The organism is Pseudomonas sp. ICMP 3272 (assembly GCF_001466905.1).
Lineage (GTDB): Bacteria > Pseudomonadota > Gammaproteobacteria > Pseudomonadales > Pseudomonadaceae > Aquipseudomonas > Aquipseudomonas amygdali.
In genome coordinates, this window is the sequence record NZ_LKEK01000053.1 from 204,295 (window position 1) to 216,860 (window position 12,566).

Genomic DNA, 12,566 nt, shown 5'->3' on the forward strand with positions numbered 1-12,566 from the left:
CTATTGCCTTGATTTTTATCGCGATACTGTCTTTACGCTATTAGCGGCTATGCTTGTGTGGTCAGACCGATTACCGACGGTTTGCATCGTTTTTTATACCGATGCCAGCCAGGTCATCCCTACGTTCAATGGTCTGTTTGAATCATTAGCCTGTTTCAAGGACAGAAAATTGCGGGGCGTCGTAATCAATGGATGGATTGAACGCGACGACCTACCTTGGGGCTTCAATGCGCTATCTGTTGATCATTCTGGCTCTTTGGCTGCCGTTGCAGAGTCATGCAGTCGAGTTTGATGAAAACACTCGTTTTCTGCCGTTGGGTCGTGCCATTCAGGTATTCGAAGACCCGACCGGCGATGCGACCATTGAAAGCGTCAGCGCCGCCGCTCACGCCGGTGCCTTTCAGTCCGTGCCTGCCGGGACCTTCAACGCCGGGTACTCGCGTTCCGCCTTCTGGCTGAAAGTCGAGCTGACCTATCGCCCGATAGACGCCAGCATCCATAACGACTGGTTGCTGGAACTGGCCTATCCGCCAATGGACCACGTTGATTTCTATGTCCCGGATGCCGACGGGAATCCCGGGCGGGTCTGGCAGACCGGCGACATGTTGCCGTTCTCCAGCCGCCAGTTCGCCCAGAACAACTACCTTTTCCAGCTGGACCTGCCAGCGGGTCAGACGCGAACCCTGTACATGCGCATACGCAGTGAAGGGTCGGTTCAGGCTCCGCTCAATCTCTGGTCTACTCACGCCTACCTCGAGGCGCAGCCCACCAAGGTTTACGTCTTCGGGCTGATCTACGGCGTGCTGCTGGGCATGCTGGTCTATAACCTGTTCATCTACCTCAGCGTCCGTGAGGTGGATTACCTGTACTACCTGCTGTATGTCGCCTCGTTCGGGCTTTACCAGATGTCGATCAACGGCGTCGCAATTGAATACCTGTGGCCTGACAGCCCCTGGTGGGCAAATGCGTCGACGCCCTTTCTGATGGCGCTGGCCACGCTGTTCGCGTGCCAGTTTTCCCGCAGTTTTCTGGGTACGGCACAGTTGGCGCGCTGGCTGGACCGCTTGCTGCTGATAGTCATCGGCGCTGCTGTGCTGGTGATGGGCATGGCCTTGTTCCTGGGTTACGGGCCAGCCCTGCGCGGGGCCACTCAACTGGTCATGACAGGGGCCGTGACGATCTACCTGGCGGGCATTGTCGCCATCATGAAAGGCGAGCGGGTAGGGCGCTATTTTGTGCTGGCCTGGTCGGTCTTCATGGTCAGCGGGTTGATCTTCGGGCTGATGCTGCTGGGCTATTTGCCCAACACTTTCCTGACCATGTACGCCTCGCACATCGGCACGGTGCTGGAAATGGCATTCCTTTCCATGGCGCTTGCCGACCGTATCAACCATGCCCGGTGCCAGCAGGCGCGAACGCTGCTGGCGGCAGGTCAGGATCTGGAGCGTCTCAATCAGCAATTGGCCAACAGTAACCGGCTGAAAGATGAGTTCCTTGCCACGCTTACCCATGAGCTGCGCACGCCGATGAACGGCGTGATCGGGTCGCTGGAAGTGATGCAGACACTCGATATGGATGACGAGCTGGAGATGTATCAGCAAACGGCTGCCAGTTCCGCGCGCGACATGATGAGTATGATCAACGGCATTCTGACCCTCACCGAACTTCAAGCCGGTGTGCTGTATGCCGACTGCAATGCCTTTTCGCCCGAAGACCTCGCCGACAGGCTACGCAATCGCTTCCTGGGCGCCGCTCAGTCCAAGGGGCTGATTTTGACGCTCGATCTGGACGATAAGCTGCCGCCGTGCCTGCGTGGCGACATCGGCAAGCTCTACCAGTGCATCGAGTGCCTGATGGACAACGCGATCAAATTCACCCGTAAGGGCGCGGTGCAAGTGCGCTTCAGCGGGCACCCGCAGGATCTGGAGCGCATGTATCTGCGGGTTGAAGTGATGGACAGCGGCATCGGTTTCAGCCGACTGGACGAAGCCCAACTGTATCAACACTTCTTTCAGGTCGACGGCTCCATGACTCGCGAATACGGCGGGCTGGGCATCGGTCTGGCGATTTGCCGGAAACTGGTCGAGTTGCAGGGTGGCGAGCTGAGTCATCGTTCCGAGCCAGGCAAGGGCAGTTGCTTTACCTTGAACGTCCCGATGCTGATGGTTGTACCGGGCGCAGTGCGCAGAGCCCCAGAACTCAAGGCCCAGTGGGGTATATAAAGCGTCGTTTGATGTGCGCATCAGGTAAAAGCGCCGAGATTTCGGCGGCTACGGCACTTTTGCAAGTGTCGGGCGCGTGATTCACTGTCTGCATGTTGCGTGTGCACACAGGCAGGAGATGACTCATGAACCTGAATCAATTCGCCGAAACCCACGAAGTCACCAATCAACCGCCACCGCTGGACGGGGCGAACCTCTACCGTATCGACGTGCCGCTTCAGGAGTGGAGCAGCCGCTTCGGTGCGGGCTGGGCGCAACCGCGTATCGACGCTTACGGTGCGCTGGCAGGCGGCCCGCTGATGGAGGCGGGCTTTCTGGCCAATAAGAACAAGCCTGCATTCGCCAGCCATGACCGTTACGGGCACCGCATCGATCTGGTCGAATTTCACCCGGCGTACCACCAGTTGATGAGCGCTGCCATCGAGCACGGCATCCCGTCGCTGCCGTGGACCGATCCGCAGCCCGGCGCTCACGTGGCGCGTGCGACCATGAGTTATCTGCATACGCAGGCAGAACCGGGCAGCGGCTGCCCGCTGACCATGACGTTCGCCAGTGTTCCTGCGCTCAGGCTGCAACCGGATCTGGCTGAAATATGGCTGCCCAAGGTGCTGTCGACTGAGTACGACCCACGTAACGTGGGCATTGCGCACAAGCGTGGCGCAACCATCGGCATGGCCATGACCGAAAAACAGGGCGGCACCGACGTGCGCGCCAACACCACGCGCGCGTTCCCGGTAGGCGCAGGTGGCCCTGGCCAGGCTTATGAGCTGGTCGGACACAAGTGGTTCTGCTCGGCACCGATGTGCGACGCGTTTCTGACCCTGGCGCAGACCGACAAGGGCCTCAGCTGTTTTCTGCTGCCGCGCCACCGGCCGGACGACACCCGCAACGAGTTCTATATCCAGCGCCTGAAAAACAAGCTCGGCAACTGGTCCAACGCATCAAGCGAAGTCGAGTTTCGCGGCGCGCTGGCGTGGATGATCGGTGAGGAAGGGCGCGGTGTGCCGACCATTATCGAAATGGTCGCCATGACCCGTTTCGACTGCATGATTGGCTCCAGCGCCTTGATGCGTCAGGCGCTGACGCAGGCCACGCATCATTGCGCGCATCGTGCGGTCAGTGGCCGGTTGCTCGCCGAGCAGCCGTTGATGCAGAACGTGCTGGCTGATCTGGCACTGGAAAGCGAGGCCGCGCTGGCCCTGACCCTGCGGATGGGGCGCGCGCTTGATCACCTGGATGATGACCACGAAAAGCGTTTTGTGCGTCTGGTCACGGCAGTGGGCAAATACTGGATCTGCAAGCGCGCCCCGGCCATGATCAACGAAGCCGCCGAGTGCCTGGGCGGCGCCGGTTATGTCGAGGACAGCATTCTGCCCCGCTTGTACCGCGAAGCGCCGGTCAACTCGACATGGGAAGGCTCCGGCAACGTGCAATGCCTGGACGTGCTGCGAACCCTGTCCAAGGAGCCCGGCGCACTCGATGCGCTGTTCGACGAACTGGGCGACGGACATGGCGACCGGCAACTGGCGGCACATATCGGCAAGCTCAAGGCGGCGTTTCAGGACACCGGCGACATTCAGTACCGCGCCCGCCAACTGACCGAAGACATCGCCATCGCTTTGCAGGGCAAGTTGTTGCTGGAAGCGGGTAACGCAGCGGTCAGTGACGGCTTCATTGCCGGTCGACTGGTGTCTGGCGGGCGGGTGTATGGCGCTTTGCCCAAGGGTGTTGACGTAGAAACATTGCTGCAAAGGTCCTCGCCACAGGTGGCATGAGCACGCGAACCCGTTACGATGCACGTCTGCAAGATCAGACAGGACATGAATCGTGACCCAAGCCTTTGTTGTTGTCGACACCGCCGAGCAGGCTGTAGAACGGCTCGCCGAGCTGCATGAACGCGCCACCAGTGCGCTGAGTCAGGCGCTCAAGCGCTACCTGAAAGACCGCGTTGAGCCCACTGCCGAGGAGCGTGCGCAATTCAGCTACCCGGAACTGCGCCTGGTCTACAAATGCCAGGGTGAAGTGCCGGTCACCACTCGTGCCTACGCCAAGGTGCAGCTGCCGGGCACTTACAGCGTTACCGTCACGCAGCCCAAGGCCTTCAAAAAGTACCTGCTCGAACAACTTGTCCCGCTGATGAAAGATTTCACCGTGACGGTCGAAGTCGGCATGAGCGAGCAGAGCATTCCTTATCCTTACGTGGTCGAGCAGGGCGACGAGCTGGCCGGCACCGGTGTTACCGCAGCGGCGCTGGCGCGGGTATTCCCGAGTACCGACCTGTCGGCTGCGACCGATGGCATTGCCGACGGCCTTTATGACTGGGCCAACGTCGATCCGCTGCCACTGGCGCTGTTCGATGCCGCGCGGGTGGATTTCTCGCTACGCCGTCTGGTGCATTACACCGGTAGCGACTGGCGTCATGTGCAGCCGTGGATTCTGCTGACCAACTACCACCGCTATGTTGACCAGTTCATCCTGCACGGGCTGGAAAAACTCCGCGAAGACCCGCGTTTCGTGCGCATGGTCCTGCCGGGTAACGTGGTAGTCGACAAGAGCATGGGCCAGGAAGAAGCCCAGGCCATCGTCGCCAGCGTGGTCTGGCACCGCTACCAGATGCCGGCCTACCACCTGATCGCCGAAGACGGTCATGGCGTGACCCTGGTCAACATCGGCGTCGGCCCGTCCAACGCCAAGAACATCACCGATCACCTGGCAGTACTGCGTCCGCATTGCTGGCTGATGATCGGTCACTGCGGTGGCCTGCGTCAGTCGCAGACTATCGGCGACTACGTACTGGCGCACGCCTACATGCGTCGCGACGGTATTCTCGACCGTGTACTGCCGCCGCATATCCCGATTCCGGCGCTTGCCGAAGTGCAATTGGCCTTGCAGGAGTCGGCGGCGCAGATTACCGGCGAGCGCGGCGAAGAGCTCAAGAAGCGCCTGCGCACCGGCACTGTGTTGACCTATGACGACCGTAACTGGGAACTGCGCTGGGCTCAGGAACGTCCGTTGATCAACCTGTCGCGCGCAGTCGCGGTCGACATGGAAAGTGGCACCATCGCCGCTCAGGGTTATCGCCTGCGGGTGCCTTACGGCACGTTGCTGTGCGTATCCGACAAGCCGTTGCACAGCGAAATCAAGCTGCCGGGTTCGGCGAATGCGTTCTACGAACGTGCGGTCAGCCAGCACCTGAAAATCGGTATCGCTGCGCTGGACCTGCTGCGTACCGAGGTCAACTCGCTGCACTCACGCAAACTGCGCAGCTTCGACGAGCCGCCGTTCCGTTAATAGCATTCCGTTAATAGATTGGTATTTGCACAAAGGGCCACTAAAGTGGCCCTTTCTGTTTTTTGATTGCCTATCCCCATGTCCCGCACCCAACGCCCCGTTTCCCGCCGTCCTGCCTCCAACCCGGCAGGCGCTGCCCGGCGTGTCGCCAAAGCGCCACCGGCCGAGCCGAAGCTGTTCCTCTTCAATAAGCCATTCGATGTGCTGACTCAATTCAGTGACGAAGGAGGGCGCGCCACGCTCAAGGACTTCATCAAGATCCCCGGCATTTACCCGGCAGGACGCCTGGATCGCGACAGTGAAGGCTTATTGCTGCTGACCAACGACGGCCAGTTGCAGGCGCGCATCGCCGACCCGAAACACAAACTGGCCAAGACCTACTGGGTGCAGGTCGAGGGTGAGCCGACCGATGAGCAGTTGCAGCAGTTGCGCGACGGTGTCCTGCTCAACGACGGCCCGACCTTGCCCGCCGAAGCGCGGCAGCTAGATGAACCGCAACTGTGGCCGCGCAACCCGCCCGTGCGCTTTCGCAAGAGTGTGCCGACAAGCTGGCTGGAGCTGGTGATCAAGGAAGGGCGCAATCGGCAAGTGCGACGCATGACGGCTGCCGTTGGCTTACCGACCCTGCGGCTGGTGCGGGTCAGAATTGGCGACTGGACGCTGGACGGCCTGGATCAGGGCCAATACCGGGAAGTCGCCGCAAAGCTGTGAGGTCGAGCGGCTCAGTTGCGCAAGTGGGTCAGCGGCATTTCGGTGCTGGCCAGCACCTGATTGAGCACAAAGCTGGACTTGACGCTGGTCACGCCCTCGATCCGCGTCAGATGGCCCAACAGCAGCTTCTGATAGTGATCCATGTCCGGCACCACCACCTTCAGTTGATAGTCTGCGTCCATGCCGGTCACCAGGCTGCATTCCAGAACCTGAGGCAGGTTGCGGATTTGCTGCTCGAAATTCTCGAAGCGCTCGGGCGTGTGCCGGTCCATGCCGATCAGCACGTAGGCGGTGAGGTTCAGGCCAAGTTTCTTGCGATCCAGCAGGGCCACCTGGCGCACGATGTAACCGTCGTCCTCCAGTTGCTTGACCCGGCGCGAGCAGGGCGAGGGTGACAGACCGATGCGGTCGGCCAATTCCTGGTTGGATATGCGTGCGTCCCGTTGCAATTCAGCCAAAATGCTCAGGTCGTATCTGTCGAGCTTGCTCACGATGCACCCCTTTATCAATTCAATTGCGCTGGATTATTCATCTGAAGTCAAAAATTGCGCAAGTAATGTTTTAATCCGCAATATTAGCAATCCTCTGCCTTAGCCTCAGGCCTATTCTTTTAACCAGAATCACTGCCCGGACACAGCGTCCAGCGCGACTCGCCGAATCAGGCCAGTCGCGGCCTCCCACCCAACAGGGTGTGCCAGGCCCCCGGGCTACATACTGTCCAGAAGACGGCATGAGGTGAGCCAACGTCAAAAGCGTTGCGCCAGGGCGAAGTATCTCAAGGGGGCCATTTGGTCCCCTTTTCTTTGTCTGCTGATAAAGTGCGCAGAACGGCGCTACGCTTAAACAGTCTTAATGACGTCAACCCGCGCTCTAGTGAGGAAAGCATGAAATCTGGCATCTGGCAGTTTGCGGGTGTAAGTCTGTTGTGTCTGAGCATCAGCGCACAGGCATTGGCCGACGAACGTGATGATTCGCCGCGCAATCAGTTGTACAACAGCTCTGGCGAAAACGGGCAGCAGCGTCAGCAACAACAGCAGCAGCAGCGCTTCCAGGAACAGAATAATCAGCAGCGTCAGATTCAACAGCAGCAGAAGCAGCAGCGCCAGGTCGAGCGTCAGCAGCAACAACAGATCAACCAGCAGCAGATCAATCAGCAACGCCAGATTCAGGAACAGCAGAATCAGCAGCGTCAGGTTGAGCGCCAGCAACAGCAGCAGATCCAGCAACAGCAGATCCAGCAGCGCAACGTCGAGCGCCAGCAGCAACAGCAGATCGAGCAGCAACAGCGCGATCAGCAGCGCCAGATTCAGCAGCAGCAAAACCAGCAGCGTCAGCAGTTGCGTCAGGCTCAGGACAACCTGCCGATTCAGAGCGGCCCGAAAGAGGCGTGGCAAACCCAGCCGCCGCGTCAGGGCTATTACCAGGACATTCCACGCGGCAACAATCGCAACTGGCAGGCCGGTAACGGTCGCCCGAATGATCACTGGGAAGGACGCCCCGATGGGCGTGGCAACGGCTGGGGACCCGGCCCGCAATACCGGCCTGGCTATGCGATAGATCGCGTACCGGGTGGCTACTCGCGTATTCCCTATCGTGGTCAGGACTATTACTACTCGGGTGGCTACTGGTATCGCCCGCAAGGCCCGCGTTATGTCGTGGTGACACCGCCTTACGGTGTGCGTGTCAGCAGACTACCGTCCTACTCTCAGGAAGTATGGATAGGCAGCAGCCTGCTGTTTCTGGCAGCCGGTACTTATTATGCCTACCAGCCTGACAGTCAGGACTACGTGGTGGTCAACCCGCCGCAGAACGAGGCGGTGTATCAGGCCCCTGCTGGACAGCAGGTCAATGGCTACGATCCGGTTGCCTACCCTGCTAATGGCCAGAGCCCGCAACAGGTCGAGCTGGATCACTATCAGTGCTACTTGCAGGCTGCGCAGCAGAGCGGCTTCGACCCGGCCAATGTCAGCGGCCAGCCGCCGCCGGATCTGGTGGATGCCTATCGTCGCTCGATGGGCGACTGTCTGGCGGGGCGGGGCTACAACGTCAGCGTCAATTGACGCTGATCAGATATTGGCCTGCTTGACGACTTCCTGAGGGTCGGCGTGCACCAGCACTTCGGCCTTCGGGAATTGCTCGTGAATAGCGTCGGCGACCTTGTCGCAGAGCGCATGGGCGACCGACAGGGTCAGTGTGCCCGGCAACTCCAGATGTAGCTGCACAAACCAGTGATTGCCGGATATCCGTGTACGCAGATCATGCGCCCCAAGCACGCCCGGCACGTCGCACGCCAGCGCCAGCATGCGCGTGCTGACATCGGCGGGCAATTCTTCATCCATCAACACCGACACTGTCTCGCGGGCGATCTGCAAAGCGCTCCACAAGATGTACAGCGCGATGCCCAGACCAAAATACGCGTCCAGCTGTTGCCAGCCGAAATACGCAAGGGTCAGCGCCACCAGAATACTGGCGTTCAGCAGCAAGTCGGAACGGTAGTGCAGCGAGTCGGCACGAATGGCCGCCGAACCTGTCGCCTTGATCACCCGGTATTGCAAGGTGAGCAGTGCCAGCGTCAGGGCGATGGAAATAACCATCACCACCATACCCAACAGCGGCGCGCCCAGCGGTTCCGGGTTCTGGATGCGTTCGACCGCCTGAACCGCGATCAGCACGCCACTGACGGTGATGAACAGCGCCTGCGCCATACCCGACAGCGCTTCCGCCTTGCCATGACCATAGCGATGATCCTCATCGGCTGGGCGCAATGCGTAATGCACCGCCAGCAAATTGAGGAACGAGGCCGCGCCATCAAGTAACGAATCGGTAAGACCGGCCAACAGGCTTACTGAACCACTCAGCCACCAGGCAACGCCCTTGGCCAGGATCAGCGTCACGGCAACCGCCAGCGAGGCCCGCGTCGCCAGACGCAGCAGTCGGGAATGTTCGGCAGTGGTGCTCATGACGCTTCCTTGAACCGTATCGATATCAGGCTGCCGGGACCAGGCCCAAAGCTGCCAGTTGTTCCACGCTGCCTTTGTGCTGAATCAGGCGTGGGTCGTTCAGTGGCAGGGAACGGCCCAGCTCGGTTTCAATGATGGCTTGCAGCTTGGTGTTGTCGACGCTGCCGTCAGCCTTGATCGCCTTTTGCAGCTTCTGCGGATCGATCTGCGCATGCTCGCCGGGCGCGTAGTAGATAGCGCCCGTCGCGAAGTCCACCGCAAACGCAATCACCCCGGGAACGATATAGAACAGCAGCGCGAAAGCATCCAGCGCCGCAATGGCCGGGTCAACCTTGCCATCAATCTGACCGCGACGGTCAGGATAGAAAATACTGCCGCAGGCAGAAATCTGAGTCAGCAACGTGGCGACCAGAACGCCACCGATCAAGCGAGAAGGAATGCGCATGGAAAGCTCCTGAGATGAAGAGGGCAACTATACAAGGCAATGGCTGCAAGGCTAAGACTATTGAGTGATGGCGTGGTTCTGTGAGCGTGCAGTTGACCGAACTGCAGAATCGCAGCCGTGGGAGGAAAACAGTTCCCGCGCCGATGCCCCTTACCGCCCACTATTAACATCTGGTTTACTGTGCCCACGATAATTACAAAAACTCAGGAGTCATGTATGCAACCGATTCGTCTCGGTCTGGTGGGCTACGGCAAGATTGCGCAGGATCAACACGTCCCTGCCATCCACGCCAACCCCGCATTTGAGCTGGTGGCTGTCGCTACGCAAGGGCAGCCGTGCGCCGGGGTGGAGAACTTCAAGTCGCTGGGTGAGTTGCTCGAGAGTGGCGTGCAGGTTGACGCTATTGCGTTCTGCACGCCGCCGCAAGGCAGATTTGCGCTTGTGCAGCAGGCGCTGGCGGCAGGCAAACACGTGCTGGTCGAGAAACCGCCGTGTGCAACGCTGGGTGAGGCGATGGCGTTGGTGGAGCACGTGTCGGAGCAGGGCGTCAGTGGTCTGTTCGCCTGGCATTCGCGTTATGCGCAGGGTATCGAAGCGGCGCGTGAGTGGTTGTCCACCCGCACTCTGCACAGCGTTCAGATCGACTGGAAGGAAGATGTGCGCAAATGGCACCCTGGGCAGGCGTGGATCTGGCAGCCCGGCGGCCTGGGTGTGTTCGATCCAGGCATCAACGCCCTGTCGATCGTGACCCATTTGCTGCCACTGCCATTGTTCGTCGAATCTGCCGAACTGCGCGTGCCGAGCAACTGCCAGTCGCCAATTGCCGCTTCTATAAAAATGTCCGACACGCGTCAGCTCGATATCCGTGCCGAGTTCGACTTCGATCATGGTCATGACGAACTCTGGAGTATCGAGATTCGTTGCGCCGAAGGCACCTTGCGTCTGGATAACGGCGGCGCATTGTTGAGTATCGATGGCTTGCGCCAGACGGTTTCGGAGGAGGGCGAGTACGCGGCGGTGTATCGACACTTCCAACAGCTGATCGGCAACAAGGCCAGTGACCTGGACCTGCAACCGTTGCGGCTGGTCGCGGACAGTTTTTTCGTGGGCAGTCGGGCATCCGTTGAACCGTTCTACGACTAAGAGCCTCTCAGGTACAGGTGGGGGCAAGCGCTTTGTCGGCCCCCGCACACGTCAGCCTGACAAGAGAGTAGAAATTGGACACAAAACAGCCTTGGCCTTGCAGTGAGCAGGAGTTGGTAGAAGTACGACGGTTTAATAAAATCCTCGCGCGAATGCCGCGTTTCCAGATTCGCAATCGTGTTACACCCCGGCTGATTCAGGCGCTGTTGCGTGCAGCTCAGATCGGCAGCGCCCTGAAACCGGGAGGCCATGACCTGCGCATCGAGAAAAGAACGGTCAGTTCGGATAACGTACCGGTGCCCGTGCGCATCATCCGTCCCAAAGGTAAACCCAAGGGCGTGGTGTTCGACATCCACGGCGGCGGATGGGTGATCGGTAATGCCCAGATGAACGATGATCTCAACGTCGGCATGGTCAAGGCCTGCGACGTAGTCATTGTTTCGGTTGATTACCGACTTGCTGTAACAACCCCCATCGAGGGCCTGATGGAGGATTGTTTTTCTGCCGCCTGCTGGCTGTTGGGTAAAGACTGCGAGGAGTTTGCCGGCCTGCCGGTTATCGTGGTCGGCGAATCCGCTGGCGGGCATCTTGCCGCAGCCACGCTTCTGAAATTGAAAAGCCGACCTGATCTGCTCGAGCGGATAGTGGGGACGGTGCTGTACTACGGCGTCTACGACCTGACGGGCACCAAGAGCGTGCGTACCGCAGGGCCGGAGACGCTGGTGCTGGACGGTCCGGGCATGGTCGGCGCCATGCGCGCGCTCACCCCCGACCGAAGCGACGATAAACGCCGCGAGCCGCCACTGTCACCGCTGTATGGCGATTTGACCGGCCTTCCGCCCGCACTGATGTTCGTTGGAGAGATCGACCCGCTGCTGGATGACACACTGCAAATGGCCGAGCGCTGGGCCGACTCGGCAGAGATCGAAATGCACCTCATGCCCGAGTCGCCGCACGGCTTCATCCACTTCCCGACCACCTTGGCGCGCAAGGCTCTGGCGCGGAGCCGCGAGTGGATCAATGAGCGCATCGACGTGCTGGGTTGAGCTCGCCTCTCAGCCTATCTCCGCGACCCACTTCGATACTGGGTCGCCACTGCTCAAGCCCGGCTGCACAAGACCGTCGATCATGAAGGTCGGCGAGACGTGTATGCCGTTCTGGCGGGCGTATTTAGCGTGCCATTTCACGGCCTGTTCAAGCTCGGGATTGGCGAATGCGTCAGCCAGCGCAAGGCCGCTGTAACGCTCGATACGCGCGATGATGTCATTGGGCGTCGCGTCCATATTCGGGCCGCTTGCGTGGTGTTCAAACTCGAACTCTTCACGGTGCGAGGCAACCGCTGTCATGACGGCCTTGGCGCTTTCCTTTCCGCCTTCCAGCGTCGCAGCCGCCAGAATGCAGCGCACGATAACGCCCGAAAACATGTGCCAGGGCTGGGATTGCAGGCGGATTTTGACAGTGATTTTGTCTTCTCCGGCCTGAGCCAGCAGTTCATCGAGCTTGAAGAACGCCTTCACTGAAAAAGGGCAGGTTGGCTCAAGGAAGACTTCGAACAGACGAGGCCCGTGGCCCCAGGAAAGTACGTCTGAATACATGGTCGTGTTGCTCCCGTCGATGGTTGTGCAGAAAACGCGCCGGGCTGATTGCATTGCGCCGAGCATGGTCACCAGAAGCGTTCTCGCGAACACCTCTCGTTCCTCACGCAGAGCATTGGCGCGAGATAAACAAGGCGCGCCCGGCTGATTTGCCTTGCGCCGGGCATGGTCACGAGAAGTAATCTCCCGGACACCTCTC

General features: G+C 59.8%; 12 protein-coding genes. 7 read left to right on the top strand and 5 right to left on the bottom strand.

From position 1 onward, the window contains the following. The first annotated feature begins 227 nt into the window (after positions 1-227). From AO068_RS14395 to AO068_RS14410, 4 genes are all read left to right on the top strand, one after another. Positions 228-2,222: a sensor histidine kinase gene (locus AO068_RS14395; protein WP_058408693.1), complete on the top strand. Its 1,995-nt coding sequence runs from the start codon at positions 228-230 to the stop codon at positions 2,220-2,222. A gap of 125 nt (positions 2,223-2,347) precedes the next feature. Continuing rightward, a complete protein-coding gene (locus AO068_RS14400) occupies positions 2,348-3,997 on the top strand; it encodes an acyl-CoA dehydrogenase family protein (protein WP_058408694.1) in 1,650 nt (549 codons plus the stop codon). Between the two features lie 52 nt (positions 3,998-4,049). Then, positions 4,050-5,513, top strand: coding sequence for an AMP nucleosidase (gene amn / locus AO068_RS14405; protein WP_058408695.1), 1,464 nt, complete (start codon positions 4,050-4,052; stop codon positions 5,511-5,513). A gap of 78 nt (positions 5,514-5,591) precedes the next feature. Continuing rightward, positions 5,592-6,224: a pseudouridine synthase gene (locus tag AO068_RS14410; RefSeq protein WP_058408696.1), complete on the top strand. Its 633-nt coding sequence runs from the start codon at positions 5,592-5,594 to the stop codon at positions 6,222-6,224. Positions 6,225-6,235: 11 nt separating this feature from the next. Here the strand turns inward: AO068_RS14410 and AO068_RS14415 are convergent, their stop codons facing one another. Continuing rightward, on the bottom strand, positions 6,236-6,715 hold the full coding sequence (locus AO068_RS14415) for an Lrp/AsnC family transcriptional regulator (RefSeq protein ID WP_058408697.1): 480 nt from the start codon (positions 6,713-6,715) through the stop codon (positions 6,236-6,238). 348 nt (positions 6,716-7,063) lie between these two features. Further along, the gene (locus AO068_RS29505; protein ID WP_330219615.1) at positions 7,064-7,570 is read right to left on the bottom strand and encodes a hypothetical protein; all 507 of its coding nucleotides are present in this window, start codon (positions 7,568-7,570) and stop codon (positions 7,064-7,066) included. Here AO068_RS29505 and AO068_RS29510 point away from each other — a divergent pair. After that, on the top strand, positions 7,562-8,284 hold the full coding sequence (locus AO068_RS29510; protein WP_058402696.1) for a DUF6515 family protein: 723 nt from the start codon (positions 7,562-7,564) through the stop codon (positions 8,282-8,284). The two genes, AO068_RS29505 and AO068_RS29510, sit on opposite strands and share 9 nt — an antisense overlap. A gap of 6 nt (positions 8,285-8,290) precedes the next feature. Here AO068_RS29510 and AO068_RS14430 read toward each other — a convergent pair whose 3' ends face one another. After that, complete coding sequence (locus tag AO068_RS14430; protein ID WP_058408699.1) at positions 8,291-9,184, bottom strand: cation diffusion facilitator family transporter; 894 nt, start codon at positions 9,182-9,184, stop codon at positions 8,291-8,293. A 25-nt stretch (positions 9,185-9,209) separates the two neighbouring features. After that, positions 9,210-9,629, bottom strand: coding sequence for a hypothetical protein (locus tag AO068_RS14435; protein WP_002555302.1), 420 nt, complete (start codon positions 9,627-9,629; stop codon positions 9,210-9,212). Positions 9,630-9,845: 216 nt separating this feature from the next. Here AO068_RS14435 and AO068_RS14440 point away from each other — a divergent pair, with 216 nt between their 5' ends. Then, a complete protein-coding gene (locus AO068_RS14440; RefSeq protein WP_058408700.1) occupies positions 9,846-10,772 on the top strand; it encodes a Gfo/Idh/MocA family protein in 927 nt (308 codons plus the stop codon). A gap of 74 nt (positions 10,773-10,846) precedes the next feature. After that, a complete protein-coding gene (locus AO068_RS14445; RefSeq protein ID WP_058408701.1) occupies positions 10,847-11,818 on the top strand; it encodes an alpha/beta hydrolase in 972 nt (323 codons plus the stop codon). Between the two features lie 9 nt (positions 11,819-11,827). Here AO068_RS14445 and AO068_RS14450 read toward each other — a convergent pair whose 3' ends face one another. After that, positions 11,828-12,367 (bottom strand): DsbA family protein, encoded by a 540-nt coding sequence (locus AO068_RS14450; protein WP_058428128.1) that lies wholly within the window; start codon positions 12,365-12,367, stop codon positions 11,828-11,830. Positions 12,368-12,566: the final 199 nt, after the last annotated feature.